Genomic DNA, 15,243 nt, shown 5'->3' with positions numbered 1-15,243 from the left:
ATTGTCCGATGACCCGAAAAAAGACAATACTGAAGAAGCTCAGTCTTGTCTGATGTCATTAACTGGGTTTTGATGCAAAATCAGTTAGATCGATACCCCTATCGATCTTCCCCCTTTCTTGGCGTGTAGATTTGACCGTTGCGTAGCAGCGCATCGATCACACGCACGAGTTTTCTAGCGGTAAGGACGAGGGCTCGTTTGTGTTGATGCTTTGGTACTTCCTCATACTTCTTCCGGTAATAGGTGCGAAACGTCGCATCATGCCGTTGTACCGAGTTGGCAGCCTCCACTAGGTAGTAACGGAGATAGCGGTTGCCGGAACGAATGAGGGAAGTATCCTCGGCTTGGAAGCGCCCCGATTGGTGCTTGGACCAAGTCAGACCTGCATACTTCGCTAAGGCGGCTTGGTTGTCAAATCGCTCGATTTGTCCAATTTCGGCTAAGATCCCAGCGGCGTAGACTGGACCGATGCCAGGAATCGTTTGTAACGTATTCGGGATGCCTTCCAAATGGCGAGTAATCGCTTTGTCGAGCTCTTTGATTTGCGCTTGAAGGCTGCGAATGGATTGAATCGACAGCCCTAAAAGCAAGTCGATGGAATCCTCAACACACTTGGAAAGCCGATAGGACGAACGAGCCGCCTTTTGAATGGACTTGGCGATGCATTCTGGATCGGCAAAGCGATTGCGTCCTTTTTGGCGCAAGAAGTCGGCAAGTTGCTGCACGTCCATCTGAGAGATTTCGTCTAAGCTAAACGACTCGAGAAGAAGCTCTAAGATGGCATGTCCGAACACGGAGCTGTCCACCTCTTGAGTAAACGAGCTGCACTTGTAAAACAAGTGCTGGAGGAAGTACTGCTTTTCTCGAGTCAACTGATGGACGAGATGATAGCGCATGCGTGTGAGTCGCTGAAGCGCAATAAACTGTTCATGCATGATAGCCGTTACTTTCAAGCGACCAAAACGAAGCCGATCGGCGATGATCCACGCATCGATGCCGTCCGTTTTATCCAAGTCGGTGTAAGCTTCCTTAAACTTGCGAATGAGCTTTGGATTGATAGTAAACACCTTGACATGCCAAGATTTAAGCTCCTCCTGTTGATGGAAAAACATCGTCGGATGCCAGCTGTAAACCGAAGTGGCTTCCATCCCGATGAGAATTTCGGATGGTTGGCGTTTGTTTGCCCACAGGAGGAGTTGATCGCGAAGGAAGGTCGCGCCAAGGAGATGGTTGTCCACCTTGAATTGTGCGCACGTGTTTCCTTCTTGATCCATGATACACGTGTATAAGTCCGTTGAGCTCACGTCAATCCCGACGTAGAGTTTCATGAGATCACCTCCAATCGTAGTAGGATCGTGGGGTTGGGACTCTTCGGGATGCCCCCGGACCGCGCCTGTTGACCAGTCACCCTCGCGTATGAGAACTCACGTTGGGCCATGGGCTGCCTGGAAGCTGCTCCTTCCAGCATGGGGAAACCAACGTCGAGCCTCGGGGTTAGACGTCCGAACAGGAGCCGGGGAGACAGACTTCACGAGTAGTCAAGGCTACAGGAGGAAGAAGAGTGTCCCCGATGATCCTTAAGACCATTATCCAAGAACATCGCGAAAAGTCCAACCCCGATGTGGTGCGATCCACGTGGGGAGGGGCGCGCCCCTCCCCACGTGGGCAAATCACCTAAGCATATACGATTGTCAAGGAGCATATCCAACTGGAAATTCGATTTAAAAATCTTTCTAAACATACTATACGAGGGAGCGTTTAATATGGAATATACATTTTCCCATTTGCTTGTTCTTTTTTTTATTGGCGCCATTGGCTCCATTTTATCGGGGATGGTTGGCATCGGTGGCTCGGTCATTAAATATCCGATGCTTTTATACATCCCCCCTCTCCTTGGCTTTACTGCTTTTACCGCACAAGAAGTGTCGGCCATTAGTGCGGTACAAGTATTTTTCTCGACACTTGCCGCTCTTGTCGTGTTTAAAAAAGGGGGATATGTATCGGGTCGGCTCGTTGGCTACATGGGAACAGCCATTGTCATTGGTAGTTTCATTGGCGGATACGGTTCGAAGTTTTTAGCCGATGAGACAATTAATTTTGTATATGCCATTTTAGCGTCGATTGCAGCCGTATTAATGTTTTTTCCAAAGCCAAAGGGGAGCGAACATGTGGCGGTAGAGCAACTTGCATTTAACCGATTGTATGCAGTTATGTTATCGTTTATTGTCGGAATTGCTTCCGGTATCGTCGGAGCAGCAGGAGCGTTTATTATTGTACCGATTATGCTCGTCATTTTAAAAGTGCCAACGCGCATTGCGATCGGTTCATCGGTGGCAATTACATTCATTTCATCGATCGGGGCGACGGTTGGAAAAGTGATGGGGGGGCATATGCTCCTCATTCCATCGCTTGTGATGGTCATTGCTAGTTTACTAGCGGCGCCGATCGGGGCAAAATGGAGTCAAAAAATGAACACAAAAGTGTTGGAATACATTTTGCTTGTATTAATTGTAGCGACTGTGATAAAAATTTGGTATGAAATGTTTTCGTAAGCTGGCTCATTTGAGTCGGCTTTCTTTTGTTCGTTGCAACATGAATGAAAATTTGGTATGATGTTAAATAGTGGAAAAATAAAACAAATAGGATGATGAGGATGAAACGAGCACGTATTATTTATAATCCGACGTCAGGAAGGGAAATATTTAAAAAACATTTGCCTGATGTACTGATTCGACTTGAACAAGCAGGATATGAAACATCGTGTCATGCGACAACAGGGGCAGGGGATGCGACAGAGGCCGCAAGAAGAGCGGTAGAACGCGAATTTGATCTCGTCATTGCCGCAGGTGGAGATGGAACGATTAATGAAGTAGTAAACGGGCTAGCTGAGGCTTCATATCGCCCGAACCTCGGCATTATTCCAGTCGGTACGACGAACGACTTTGCCCGTGCCATCGGCGTGCCACGTTCGATTGAAGGAGCGTGTGATGTGATCGTAAACGGGGAAGCGGTGCCGATTGACATTGGGGCAGTGACAAACGAAGGAAAAACACATTATTTTATTAACATCGCAGGCGGTGGGCGCTTAACGGAATTAACGTACGAAGTGCCAAGTAAATTAAAAACGATGATTGGTCAACTTGCCTACTATTTGAAAGGAATTGAGATGCTTCCTTCCCTTCATCCTGTTCATGTGAAAATTGAGTACGACGGCAAAATGTTTGAAGGCGCTGTGATGCTTTTTCTCGTTTCGCTGACGAACTCTGTTGGCGGCTTTGAAAAATTAGCCCCAAATTCATCGTTAAATGACGGCATGTTTGATTTAATTATTTTAAAAGAAACGAACTTAGCAGAATTTATTAAAATTGCAACGCTCGCACTACGTGGCGAACATATTCACGACCCACACATCATTTATACAAAAGCAAATCGCGTAAAAGTGTATACGGAAGAAAATATGCAGCTCAATTTAGATGGCGAGTATGGCGGAATGCTTCCGGGGGAATTTGTCAACTTGTACCGTCATATAAACGTATTTGTTCCGAAAGAAAAAGCTGAACAAATGAGAACAGGGGAATAAACCTGTTCTTTTTTATTCGATTGTGCTACAATCTTGACAGCAATTTTGCGGAAGGGGAAAGAAATATGGAAGAACCAGTAGCAAAAAATGAATATTACGATGTCATTTTTGAAGATTTAACACACGACGGTGCAGGAGTAGCAAAAATTGATGGTTTTCCAATTTTCGTTCCAAACGGTTTACCCGGCGAAAAAGCGAAAGTGAAAGTTATCAAAGTAAATCGATGCAGCGATTAACCCGGAAAACAGCGGCGGAGCATTGATTAATAGCGCTGGACAAGTTGTTGGAATTAATAGTCTCAAAATTTCAGAAGATGGTGTAGAGGGATTAGGTTTTGCGATTCCGAGAGAAGATGTGAAGCCTATTGTGGAAGATTTATTGCAATACGGAGAAGTGAAACGGCCCTATCTTGGGGGAGGATTGCGGAATGTAAGTGATTTTTCAGCAGCGATTCTCGACATGATCTTAAAAATGCTTCCTGAATATGCAAAACAAGTGGCAAGCCCGCTTGCGAATATTGATAAGATTACGATCGTTGATACAGGTTCAAGCGATGAAAATGGTGGAGCCAACAAAGTCACCGGCTATGCGACAAATTTAATGGCGATGCTGCAGGAGTCGCTTAAAGCGTCTTCCGGCATCGATGTGAAAGAACTGCTTGAGAACTTCTCAGGAAAAGGCAATGTGAAAAACAGCATCGATCAGTTGACGCAGGAAATTGCGGGACAAAAGAAAACAAACGGAGAATCATAAATTTATAACAATGAAAAGCTGTTCTTGATCAAACGTCAAGGCGGCTTTTTTTATTTTGGAAGAAATTACGTTATCTTTATAGCGAAAAAGAGAAATGGCGGTTGCAAGCAATCGTCATCATCCATTATTGGTGAATCATGTTTTTCTCTTAAAACAAGAAGGATTTTCTATGACAACATTAGAATTAAGTTTACAAACATGGATTCCATAAAATAGATGATTGTTTTCATAAATCCTTACGACGATTACATATTTTTGTGAGGAGAGCTTCTAACTCTTATCTAAATTTGTTTATTGGGGGGGGATTAAATGACGGAGAATCAGTTAAAATGGACCGGTTTTTTTGTAACCGTGATAGGAGTTGTTGGATTGGTTCTCATTTTTTTTTAGTGTTGATTTTGGAACGTCCTTGGCAGACTCATGGGTAGCAAAGCAAGGCGGAGCGAGTACAGAGCGTTATCATATCATATTAGAAAGTTATATTCATAGCTTTCTCATTGCTGGAAGCATACTATTTGGATTCAGTCTCTTATTCGCTATTTTTACTTATTTTGCGTTTATGTTGTTACCCAAAAGATAGAAATTTACTGAACGAACGATTGGTTTGCTTTTAAGGAGAAAAAGATGGAGCGCCTGTTTCCTAGGCGTTTTTTTATTTCACAAAAACTGACACGAAAAAATTACAAAAAAGTGTAGGGCAAACGGCTAATGATTTCGTCTATATAAGTGAAGACAGATAGAAAGGGGGAGAGTGAGATTCAGGACGAAGCATTAATCGCGAAAGCAAGGAAAGGAGACGAGCATGCCTTTCGCCTGTTAATCGAGAAATATCGTGATTATTTATTTAAAACGGTGTACTCGATTATTCGCAACGAAAAAGATGCCGAGGATGTTACGCAGGAAGTATTTGTGCGGATTTATCTTTCACTCTCCCGATATCAGTCACAAGGCTTTAAAACATGGATGACGCGCATTGCTGTGAACTACGCGATTGATGTCAAGCGGAAAATGCAGCGGCAGCTTGAAGAAGTAATGGAATCCATTGAGGCCGAAGCCGATGAAAGGGTTGAGGTTTCGGTTATTAAAAAAGAGGAGCGAGAACGAATTCGTCAACGTCTTGAGGAAATTCCGCTTAACTATCGAGATGTTATTTACGCTTATTACATAGATGAAAAATCGTATCAACAAATTGCGAAAGAACAAAATGTCGAAGTGAAAACCGTCGAGACAAAGCTTTACAGAGCACGCAGCTGGCTAAGAAAGCATTGGAAGGGGGAGGATTTTCAATGAGTCATTACACGAACGAAGAATGGCGGCAGTTCATTTGTGATGTACTGCCAGAAGAAAAAAGAGAGGAAATGGAGAGCCACCTTTATAGTTGTGATCAATGCTTAGCGGTATATATGGAGCTCATTGAAGAAAATGCTTCCGACTTGCCGAATCCTTCCGATGAAGCTGTTTCAGCTGATGTCATCCTTGCACAAGTTGAACTATATGCAAAGCCAAAGCGCACGAAGCAGTCACAGACGAAGCAAAAAATGCTTCATTACGGAATTGCCGCGGCGATTACGATCGGGTTTATGTCTTCGGGAATTTTTCAATTAGTCACAAATGCCGGCGTTGTTGGAACAGATTTATCAGAAAACAGGCCGGCCTATACGGAACAATGGATGGATAAAACATTATCATTTCTCGATTGGCTAAAGGTAAATCAAAAGGAGGAAGGGAATAATCGATGAACAAAAATTCGTTAGTTGCGTTCTTTTTATCATTTATCCCTGGTGCTGGGCATTTTTATTTAAATAAAAAAGCAAGGGGAGTGTTTTATAGCTTTTCCTTTTTTGCGCCGATTGTGCTCGCGGTCGGTCTTGTCTTTTTGACACATAATAGTGAACCGCTGGCGATCGTCCTCTTTTCTTTATTGATTTGGTTGATCAGTATTTTAGATATGATTCTTACACTCATCAAAAGACAGCCGGAGCATACACTTGTCCAGGGAGAGGGTTTACAGGCAAATCAGGACAACGAGAAGTTTTACACTATTCTTCTTTCCTTCATTCCCGGGCTCGGGCACTTCCAGCTCGGCTTGATGAACCGGGGGTTAACGTTATTAATCAGCTTCTTTGGGCTTATGATCATGATATTTTTTGTAACGGTATTGATGCATGAAGGCAGCTTCTTAGTTTTCTTAGGAATTTTGCCGATCATTTGGATTTACAACATGTTTGATATTGTTCAACAGCTCAATCGAAAACAAAACGGCGAGTCACTGGTCGATCGAACGATTTTCGAAGATTTTGAAGCGAAACGCGAGGATGGAAGGAAAAGCAAAACACTTGCGACTCTCCTTTCGATTTTTCCGGGTGCGGGTCATATGTACTTAGGATTACAGCGCAGAGGCTTGCAGTTAATGGCCGCCTTTTTGCTGGCGATTTATGTGATGGATGTGTTAAGACTGTCTGCCTTTTTCTTCCTTATTCCGCTCATTTGGTTTTACAGCTTTTTTGACGCATTGCAGAAGGCGTCGAAGTATGGCGAAGAAGAGCTTGAGGATCAGCCGATCGTTTCCTACTTTATCAATCATCAAAGATGGGTTGGATTCGGATTATTGTTGTTAGGTCTTTATTATTTGCTTGACAGCATCCTGCTTCCAGCATTTGCTTCGCATCTATCAAAGCTAGTACAAATCGATATTTATTACTGGTACAACCAATTTTTCCAAACAACGATCGTTTGCATTTTGTTAATTGGCGGCGGATTCAAGCTGCTTTTAGGCAGTAAAGAGAAGAAGGAGGGGACGAAATGAGGAAATGGCGCGTTGGGACGGTGTCGATGGGCGCCTCCCTTATTTTGCTTGGTATCGTGTTGTTTATTTCTCAATGGAAAGGGATGGGAGCTGCAGACATTTTTGCGAGCTGGTGGCCGTTTCTCCTAGTGTTGCTTGGCGCTGAAATTCTTGTGTATCTTTATTTTTCGAAGCAGGAAAATACATTGATCAAATATGATTTTTTGAGCATCATCTTTATCGGGGTGCTCGGTTCGGTAGCCGTTTTATTTGTATTGCTTTCATCAACAGGAATATGGCAAGAAATTCGCACGGTCGTTAGTGCAGAAACGAAAGTCTTTCACCTGCCGAATGTCCGGCAGTCTGTTTCGCCTGAGATGAAGAGAATTGTCTTACAAACAGGGAGCCAACCGATTGTGATTGAAGGAGGCAGCAACGGTGAAATTCAAATCTTTGGAACATACCAATCTCTTTCAGCCAACGACATCAAAAAGCAGGAAGATTATGTTGCGATGAATATTGTCGGGGATACGATGTATATTACTATAAAAGAAATGCCGCGGAAGGAAGGACTATTTCATACGGTGAACGCGATGACCCCGACTGTCGTTATTCCGCAGCATCTTTCGCTCGAAGTACGTGGGAACTATAATTCAGTGCTTCTTTATCCGCGGAAGCTTGCCGCCAATTGGACTGTTTCAAAAGCGGAGGATGTTCAGATTAGCCTTGATAAAAATACAGATATTCTCGTAACAGCTGTGACGCGTGAGAGTTTAGAAGACGGAAATATCGCGTGGCAAAGAGAAAGCGGAGAGACAGAAAAAACGTTGCCGGAGCAAACGTTTAAAGGCGAGGTTCAATTAGGGGACGGAACTCATCATATTTATGTTTTTGATTCACAGCATGCAGCGGTGCATGTGTCAAATTAAGTAACTAAGAACCACCGAGGTGTCAGCGTATTTTTAATGAAAACTTTTACCCGTTTTTGATATAATATTTCACCTATAACATCTTTCCTTTTTAAAGACGAAAAAATTGCAACAACCTTTTTCTTGTAACATCATGTTAAATAGTGGAAAATATGTATTTATTTAATCTTGGGACAAATAGGATGATGGGGATATGAAAAGAGCGAGAATTATTTACAAATCCAACATCAGGACGTGAGTTGTTTAAAAAGCATTTGCCTGATGTATTAATTCTGTTGGAACAAGTCGGTTATGAAACGTCTTGTCATGCGACAACGGGGGATGCGACAAAGGCGGCACGGGCAGCGGTCGAGCGCAAATTTGACCTTGTTATCGCTGCCGGCGGAGATGGGACAATTAACGAAGTAGTGAATGGAATTGCCAATCAAACATATCGTCCGAAGCTTGGCATTATCCCGGTTGGCACGACGAACGATTTTGCCCGGGCGATTGGTGTGCCGCGTATAATTGAAGGAGCATGCGATATCATTATTAACGGTGAAGCGGTACCGATTGATATCGGCTGTGTGACGAATGAAGGAAAGACGCGTTACTTTATTAACATTGCCGGAGGCGGCCGTTTAACCGAGTTAACGTATGAAGTGCCGAGCAAATTAAAAACGATGCTCGGTCAGCTGGCGTATTATTTAAAAGGAATTGAAAAGCTGCCGTCGATTAAAGCGACTGAGGCGCGCATTGAGTATGACGGCAAGGTGTATGAAGGCGAAATTATGCTGTTTTTAGTTTCGCTGACGAATTCTGTCGGCGGTTTTCAAAAGTTGGCGCCAGACTCCTCGCTGAATGACGGCATGTTTGATTTAATTATTTTAAAGAAAACAAATCTTATGGAATTTATCCGTATTGCCACGCTTGCCGCAAGAGGTGAGCACATTAACGATCCGCATTTAATTTATACGAAGGCGAACCGCATTAAAGTCACCTCGCCAAACAAAATCCAGCTTAATTTAGATGACGAGTACGGCGGACTGTTGCCTGGCGAGTTCGTCAACTTGTATCAACATCTTGAAGTATTTGTACCAAAGGAAAAAGCAGAACAAATGAGAGCAGGATATTAGCGCGGAGCACATAGTGGTGCTGGAGCTGCCTGATAAGTGTCTGACCTCACATCCATTTCACGATATATGATGTTGCGGGGTCTGACACTTTGCTTTTGGTCAGCCCCGGGCACCCTATATGGTAACAGCGCTGTGACCTGTTCTCTTTTTGTGTCCGAAGCGATTGTATGATACAATCATTGCAGCATTTTCACGAAAAGGAAGTAGGAACGATGACAAAAGTAGAAGCTCCAGTTGCGAAAAATGAATACTATGACGTGATTTTTGAAGATTTAACGCATGACGGTGCCGGTGTTGCGAAAATCGACGGATTTCCGATTTTCGTTGCCAACGGGCTGCCGGGAGAAAAAGCGAAAATTAAGGTAATTAAAGTGAAAAAAGGCTATGGCTACGGCCGCTTAATTGAGCTGTATGAACCGAGCTCGGATCGCGTTGACGCGCCGTGTCCGATTTATAAACAATGCGGCGGATGCCAGCTTCAGCATTTAAGCTATGAAGGACAGCTAAAGGCAAAGCACAAGCATGTGAAAGAAGTGCTTGCGCGCATCGGGAAGATTGAAAATGTCATTGTTCATCCTGTGCTTGGCATGAGCACTCCGTGGCGCTATCGCAATAAGGCGCAAGTGCCGGTCGGCGAGCGCGAAGGCGGACTTGTCGCCGGCTTCTACCAGCAGCGCAGCCATGAAATCATCGATATGGAGTCTTGTCTCATCCAGCAGGAAATGAACGATGTTGTTGTGCAAACGGTGAAAAAGATTTGCGAAAAATATGGCGTGAAGGCGTACAACGAACAAACACACAAAGGTGTGCTCCGCCACATTATGGCGCGTTACGGGGCAGTGACAAAAGAGGTAATGGTTGTCCTGATTACGCGTACGGAAGAGTTGCCGCATAAAAAGAAAATCGTTCAAGAAATTATTGAAACGGTACCAAATGTGAAGTCCATTATCCAAAACATCAATCCGAAACGGACAAATGTCATTATGGGCGACGAGACGAAAGTGTTGTGGGGAGCTGAATACATTTACGATTACATCGGTGACATTCAATTCGCGATCTCGGCCCGTTCCTTCTATCAGGTGAACCCGGAACAGACGAAAGTGCTGTATGAAAAGGCGCTCGAATATGCGGAGTTAACAGGTGAAGAAACCGTCATTGACGCTTACTGCGGCATTGGAACAATTTCTCTTTTCTTGGCGAAAAAAGCAAAAAAAGTGTACGGTGTCGAAGTCGTTCCAGAAGCGATTGAGGACGCTAAACGCAACGCGAAGCTGAACGGCATCGACAACGCCGAATTTGCCGTCGGTGAAGCGGAAGTCGTCATTCCGAAATGGTACGAACAAGGCATCGAAGCTGACTGCATCGTCGTTGACCCGCCGCGCAAAGGCTGCGACGAATCCTTGCTGCAAACGATCATTGCTATGAAACCGAAGCGTGTGGTGTACGTTTCCTGCAACCCAGCTACCCTTGCGCGAGACCTTCGCATTCTCGAAGACGGCGGGTATAAGACACTCGAAGTGCAGCCGGTCGACATGTTTCCGCATACGAATCATGTGGAGTGTGTTGCGAAATTAGAACGCGGTTTTGTACACTCAAAATAAACTCGTTCCACTAAAATAATAACCGTTCATCATGAGAAATAAAGTCTGAATTTGGATGATATTTACTGGAAAAAGAAATCATTCTTTTCCCGCTCCTCATTTGGAAAAGAGGGGGAGAAAAGAAGAAGGAGAATCATTGAGAGATCAAGGGAAAAAGGATCAAGAGGAGAGAAAAACAAGAGGGAAGAAGCGGGAGAAATCATCCATTCTTCCCTTTTTCTTTTTCCAAAAATCGAAATAAAGTGGGATGATTGTAAGGAAAAAATCGGGAAAAAAACAGAGAAAAAATCGCAAAAATCGGGGGAGGAATGAACGAGTTTATTTTGAATGTAAATAAATGGGGACGTAACAATAAGGGTTGGAGCGGGGGAGGGAGGAACGAGTTTATTAGAAATTTACAGGTTTGTAAAAGGTCAATCGTTCTATTAGAGAAATATTGATAACAAAAAAAGGAAAGGACATCCCTTTCCTTTTTCATTTGTGAGATCGCCCTTCTGTATAGTAATGATGATGTTTTCCGCTTCACTACAATGTTATTAAAATATTTTTAATTTATTTTGAATTATAATATAATTTTACATAAAGTTCATTTTCATGATAGAAGGGGAATTATGGAGAATATAAAAAAACTACATCCGATCAGCGTAACAATTATTATCGGAACATTATTTGCAAGAATGGCGATGTTTATGACCATTCCGTTTTTAGCCATTTATTTAACGAGCGTAAAAGGAGTCAGCGCTTCGTTGGCAGGGGCAATTATTGGGATTAGTTCGATTGTAGGACTGTTTGGTGGTTTTTTTGGCGGGTATGTTTCCGATCGATACGGGCGAGAGAAAGTGATGAAAATTTCTCTTTTGATGTGGACGTTCGTGTTTATTGGTTTTGCGACAGCGGAGAGCGTTTGGTCGTTTTTTCTATTAAATGCGTTAAACGGCTTATGTCGTTCGTTTTTTGAACCTTCGTCGCGAGCGTTGTTGTCGCAAGTGACAAAACAAGAAAATAAATTGCTTGTGTTTAACTTGCGATATGCAGCAATTAATGTAGGGGCGGCGATTGGTCCGTTAGTAGGGTTGAAAATCGGCAGTTCATCATCAACAGACGCTTTTTTTATTACCGCTTTTGTTTATTTTCTTTACTTCATTTTGCTCGTCGCTCTTTTTTCAAACGATACGATTGACAAAAACGATAGCGATACATCCGAACATGTAACACTTCGCAATGCTGTCAGCGTATTAAGGAACGATCGTGTGTTTTTATTTGCTGTAGTCGGGATGATTCTCGGTGTCACAGGGTATTCGCAGTTTAATTCAACCATTCCGCAATATTTGTCGCAATATAAAGATGGTGTACAACTTTTTTCTTATTTAATTGTATTTAACGCAATCACGGTGCTCGTTGTACAGTATCCTGTTTCTCGGATTGGCAAGCGGTATTCTGCGCTTACGTCGATTATGTTTGGCATTGTTGCGGTGTCACTCGGACTTTTCGGATTTGGCTTATTTACTGCTGTGCCGATGTTATTTCTTTCTATGTTTATTTTAACGGTAGGAGAAGTGATGATGTTTTCAATGGTCGACATATTTATTGACCAAATTGCACCTCAACAGATGAAAGGATTATATTTTGGTTCTATCGGTTTTACGGCCATAGGCAACGCCGTCGGTCCATGGATTGGGGGACTGATGCTTCAATACTTTGGTTATGAAAACCATCTCCTTATTTTTAGCTTATTATCTTTATGTACTTTGATCGGATTTCCAGTTTTTTTATATGTTAGTGGGGTAATGAAGGCGACGAAACGGCATATCGAGTATAGCTTGTAACAGTTTGTTTGCACGACGGAGGTGGAGAGATGAGGAAGTTTTCCATCTTTAGTTTACTTATTGTAGCCATGATTGTAGCGATGTTTTTTTATGGTGGGAACAATTTTAAGGCAAAGGATGCTAGGGCTATTCTTGATGAAAATGGTTCCAGTTCATATGAACGAAAAGACGCGACACATGTTGAAACAGTGGTAAGCGAAGCAATTAAAGAACATGGGAAAACGTATGGGAAGGGAGAATACGTTGCGGAAGGACACATCATTCTTGATACAGAACAAAAAGGAAATAAAGTGAAAGCATATACAATCGCAAGTATAGGGGTATTTGAATTTCAAGATGGCATATTTGCCATTGTGTCGGGCAGCGGAGCCATTCCGACTGTGATGACATTTTCAATCAATAAGCATGGGCAGTATAAACTTGTTGCATACGAAGAGCCGCTCGATGGAGAAGCGTATGTGGAGTCAATGAAGAAAATGTTTCCGAAAAAATATGAATCGAAGGTATTAAATGCAGAGAAATACTATGATGAACTTGCTAAGCAACAAGAAAGACAGGCGCAGGAGTATTTAAAAAAGATTGGTCGGCATGCAAAAGTGAGCCTATCTTATGTGGAAAAACAACCGCTCAACATCTCCGTACAAGCGATGAATCATTTTCTTCGTATGCTTAGTAGCGATCCATTTTTGAACGAGTGTCCGGATTGGCTCGGAACGCGTGAAGTAGTCGAACAAGGGATTCGGTATGTGTACGAAACATCCCAAAGTAAAACAAATGACGGCCGAGATGTCGTGACTTTGCGAAAGATGAAAGAAGATGGAACGGTGATAGACATGCGGCAGTATGTTATTGAGGAAAATAAATTAAAGCGTATAAAGTAAAAAGCAGTCCATTGGCTTTGGACTGTTTTTATTATTTTTCAATAGGCTGAGATGATATTTGTAAATTGTTACTTTTTTTGTTGTTTATCTAACTACTCTATGTTACTATATAGTAGTACTCAATATTATTGATTACCAACGTTGTTGAGTACATAGGAGGTGTTTTTTTGGATAATCTAAGCGAAATGTTGAAAGGGATTTTGGAAGGCATCGTACTTGAGATTATAAGCCGCGGCGAAATATACGGCTATGAGATTACGAAAAAGCTGCACGCCTTAGGTTTCCAAGGAATTGCAGAGGCAACGGTCTATGCGTTGTTGTTACGGTTAGAAAAAAACAAGCTCGTACACATTACGAAAAAACCGTCAGACATGGGGCCGCCGAGAAAATTTTATACGTTAAACGAACGAGGATTTGAAGAACTAGCAGCTTTTTGGGCAAAATGGGATTTTCTAAGCGAGCGCATTCATCTGTTACGAACGAATGGAGGAGAGAAAAATGTTTAGTCACGAGATGAAAGAAAAAATAAAACAATTTGCGAAAGAGCAAGCACCCTATTATTTAGAAGAAGCGGAGATGACGTATATGGAAAAGCTTCGTCGGAAAACAGGAGAAGCGAAAAGCAAAATGATGGCGAAGCTCGCTAAATTTAAAAGTCGCTCGGAAACAGCGATGGAAGCACAAAATGACATGATTCTTTACATGAGCGACTATATGAAAGATTTGATGGAACAAGGGTTGTCGGAACAAGAAGCATTTGAACGGGCGAAAGAAGAATTAAAGTTTCGGAGCGAAACGACAAAATCAGCCGATTTGCAGGAGCGGATTTTCGCGTACTATAACAACTTCGACCCTGCTGATTACGAAGCCATTGGGTTGTTTTACGGAGCGTTTGTTTTTTTAGGGCTTTCCATTGGCGCGCTTGTTGGCTTTATCGGCAGCGGTGGTTGGGAGATGTTTTTATCTGGCGGATGGATTCGTACGCTCATCGGTGCGGTTGTTGGCGTTTTGATCGGAGTAGGAATGGGACTGTTGAGCCATGCGGTAATTGTGTTGAAGCGAAAGAAGTAAGGGGAGAAGATGTAGGATGATGAGAAACATTAGAAAAAACAAAGATCTCGGCATTTATGGTTTAGCGGCAAAATGGTATGATCGCAACTCGCGAAAAAGCAGACTTACTGAAATGAAAGAATATGCGAATGAAGTGGCTTCACATGTGATGAAAGGTGCTCATATATTAGAAGTTGCCCCTGGCCCAGGCTATTTATCCATTGAACTTGCCAAAAGAGGATTTCATGTGACAGCTATTGATATCAGTCCAGATTTTGTTGAAATCGCAACACAAAACGCTAAAGAAGCAAATGTTTCAGTGAATTTTATAGAAGGAAATGCAACTCACTTGCCTTTTGAGGACAATCGTTTCGATTTTGTTGTTTGTACGGCGGCATTTAAAAACTTTAAAGAGCCTGTAAAAGCGTTATGTGAGATGCATCGAGTACTGAAAAAAGAAGGAACAGCGCTTATTATAGACATGAACCGTGAGGCGACAGATGAAGAGATTGAGCATGAAGTAAGCAAAATGAAAGGATTTGACAAGTATTTCGTAAAATTTTCGTTTAAGACCTTTTTAAAACAAGGAGCTTATACAAAAGAAGAATTTGAAACATTTATTAAAGAAACACCGTTTAAAAACTATGACATAAGAAAAGAAGGCATTGGGCTATATGTGTATCTTTATAAATAGGAATTTTTCAAACCTGCTGCTTTTGGCAG

At 42.5% G+C, this 15,243-nt stretch carries 13 protein-coding genes and 3 pseudogenes; 15 read left to right on the top strand and 1 reads right to left on the bottom strand.

What is annotated here, in order from left to right; translation table 11 throughout:
* Positions 1-98 precede the first annotated feature (98 nt).
* The gene (locus tag K1I43_RS11515; RefSeq protein WP_136260225.1) at positions 99-1,328 is read right to left on the bottom strand and encodes an IS110 family RNA-guided transposase; all 1,230 of its coding nucleotides are present in this window, start codon (positions 1,326-1,328) and stop codon (positions 99-101) included.
* 435 nt (positions 1,329-1,763) lie between these two features.
* On the opposite strand from K1I43_RS11515, the gene K1I43_RS11510 reads away from it, so the two are divergent.
* From K1I43_RS11510 to K1I43_RS11435, 15 genes and pseudogenes are all read left to right on the top strand, one after another.
* The gene (locus tag K1I43_RS11510) at positions 1,764-2,552 is read left to right on the top strand and encodes a sulfite exporter TauE/SafE family protein (RefSeq protein WP_136260224.1); all 789 of its coding nucleotides are present in this window, start codon (positions 1,764-1,766) and stop codon (positions 2,550-2,552) included.
* Between the two features lie 101 nt (positions 2,553-2,653).
* Positions 2,654-3,580 (top strand): diacylglycerol kinase, encoded by a 927-nt coding sequence (locus tag K1I43_RS11505; protein ID WP_035063758.1) that lies wholly within the window; start codon positions 2,654-2,656, stop codon positions 3,578-3,580.
* A gap of 65 nt (positions 3,581-3,645) precedes the next feature.
* Positions 3,646-3,804: pseudogene (locus K1I43_RS11500) on the top strand (TRAM domain-containing protein); the annotation flags it as partial.
* Positions 3,803-4,333: pseudogene (locus tag K1I43_RS15700) on the top strand (S1C family serine protease); the annotation flags it as partial. The pseudogenes K1I43_RS11500 and K1I43_RS15700, both read left to right, overlap by 2 nt.
* Positions 4,334-5,059: 726 nt before the next feature.
* On the top strand, positions 5,060-5,623 hold the full coding sequence (locus K1I43_RS11485) for an RNA polymerase sigma factor (protein WP_136260222.1): 564 nt from the start codon (positions 5,060-5,062) through the stop codon (positions 5,621-5,623).
* Positions 5,620-6,072 carry an anti-sigma factor gene (locus tag K1I43_RS11480; protein WP_077429425.1) on the top strand — a complete coding sequence of 151 codons (453 nt, stop codon included), beginning with the start codon at positions 5,620-5,622 and terminating at the stop codon, positions 6,070-6,072. Before K1I43_RS11485 ends, K1I43_RS11480 begins: the two co-directional genes overlap by 4 nt.
* A complete protein-coding gene (locus K1I43_RS11475) occupies positions 6,069-7,139 on the top strand; it encodes a hypothetical protein (protein ID WP_136260221.1) in 1,071 nt (356 codons plus the stop codon). Before K1I43_RS11480 ends, K1I43_RS11475 begins: the two co-directional genes overlap by 4 nt.
* Positions 7,136-8,047 carry a hypothetical protein gene (locus K1I43_RS11470; RefSeq protein WP_136260220.1) on the top strand — a complete coding sequence of 304 codons (912 nt, stop codon included), beginning with the start codon at positions 7,136-7,138 and terminating at the stop codon, positions 8,045-8,047. Before K1I43_RS11475 ends, K1I43_RS11470 begins: the two co-directional genes overlap by 4 nt.
* A 193-nt stretch (positions 8,048-8,240) precedes the next feature.
* A pseudogene (locus K1I43_RS11465) lies at positions 8,241-9,162 on the top strand (diacylglycerol kinase).
* A gap of 212 nt (positions 9,163-9,374) precedes the next feature.
* A complete protein-coding gene (rlmD, locus tag K1I43_RS11460) occupies positions 9,375-10,763 on the top strand; it encodes a 23S rRNA (uracil(1939)-C(5))-methyltransferase RlmD (RefSeq protein WP_136260218.1) in 1,389 nt (462 codons plus the stop codon).
* Between the two features lie 611 nt (positions 10,764-11,374).
* Complete coding sequence (locus tag K1I43_RS11455) at positions 11,375-12,589, top strand: MDR family MFS transporter (protein WP_136260379.1); 1,215 nt, start codon at positions 11,375-11,377, stop codon at positions 12,587-12,589.
* Between the two features lie 29 nt (positions 12,590-12,618).
* The gene (locus K1I43_RS11450) at positions 12,619-13,470 is read left to right on the top strand and encodes a transcriptional regulator (protein WP_240688446.1); all 852 of its coding nucleotides are present in this window, start codon (positions 12,619-12,621) and stop codon (positions 13,468-13,470) included.
* A gap of 185 nt (positions 13,471-13,655) precedes the next feature.
* Positions 13,656-13,976 carry a PadR family transcriptional regulator gene (locus K1I43_RS11445; protein WP_006322987.1) on the top strand — a complete coding sequence of 107 codons (321 nt, stop codon included), beginning with the start codon at positions 13,656-13,658 and terminating at the stop codon, positions 13,974-13,976.
* Positions 13,969-14,541: a GlsB/YeaQ/YmgE family stress response membrane protein gene (locus K1I43_RS11440; protein WP_009360795.1), complete on the top strand. Its 573-nt coding sequence runs from the start codon at positions 13,969-13,971 to the stop codon at positions 14,539-14,541. Before K1I43_RS11445 ends, K1I43_RS11440 begins: the two co-directional genes overlap by 8 nt.
* Before the next feature lie 16 nt (positions 14,542-14,557).
* Complete coding sequence (locus K1I43_RS11435; RefSeq protein ID WP_035063911.1) at positions 14,558-15,214, top strand: class I SAM-dependent methyltransferase; 657 nt, start codon at positions 14,558-14,560, stop codon at positions 15,212-15,214.
* The last annotated feature ends 29 nt before the right edge of the window (positions 15,215-15,243 follow it).

The organism is Anoxybacillus sp. ST70 (assembly GCF_019553625.1).
Classification (GTDB): Bacteria; Bacillota; Bacilli; order Bacillales; family Anoxybacillaceae; genus Anoxybacillus; species Anoxybacillus gonensis.
Note: the sequence above shows the minus strand (reverse complement) of the source record. Positions and strands in the feature narration are given on the sequence as shown.

Coding starts and splice junctions, on each gene's coding strand:
- K1I43_RS11515 (WP_136260225.1), bottom strand. CDS start 1,328: ATGAAACTCTACGTCGGGATTGACGTGAGCTCAACGGACTTATACACG.
- K1I43_RS11510 (WP_136260224.1), top strand. CDS start 1,764: ATGGAATATACATTTTCCCATTTGCTTGTTCTTTTTTTTATTGGCGCC.
- K1I43_RS11505 (WP_035063758.1), top strand. CDS start 2,654: ATGAAACGAGCACGTATTATTTATAATCCGACGTCAGGAAGGGAAATA.
- K1I43_RS11480 (WP_077429425.1), top strand. CDS start 5,620: ATGAGTCATTACACGAACGAAGAATGGCGGCAGTTCATTTGTGATGTA.
- K1I43_RS11475 (WP_136260221.1), top strand. CDS start 6,069: ATGAACAAAAATTCGTTAGTTGCGTTCTTTTTATCATTTATCCCTGGT.
- K1I43_RS11470 (WP_136260220.1), top strand. CDS start 7,136: ATGAGGAAATGGCGCGTTGGGACGGTGTCGATGGGCGCCTCCCTTATT.
- rlmD (WP_136260218.1), top strand. CDS start 9,375: ATGACAAAAGTAGAAGCTCCAGTTGCGAAAAATGAATACTATGACGTG.
- K1I43_RS11455 (WP_136260379.1), top strand. CDS start 11,375: ATGGAGAATATAAAAAAACTACATCCGATCAGCGTAACAATTATTATC.
- K1I43_RS11450 (WP_240688446.1), top strand. CDS start 12,619: ATGAGGAAGTTTTCCATCTTTAGTTTACTTATTGTAGCCATGATTGTA.
- K1I43_RS11445 (WP_006322987.1), top strand. CDS start 13,656: ATGTTGAAAGGGATTTTGGAAGGCATCGTACTTGAGATTATAAGCCGC.
- K1I43_RS11440 (WP_009360795.1), top strand. CDS start 13,969: ATGTTTAGTCACGAGATGAAAGAAAAAATAAAACAATTTGCGAAAGAG.
- K1I43_RS11435 (WP_035063911.1), top strand. CDS start 14,558: ATGATGAGAAACATTAGAAAAAACAAAGATCTCGGCATTTATGGTTTA.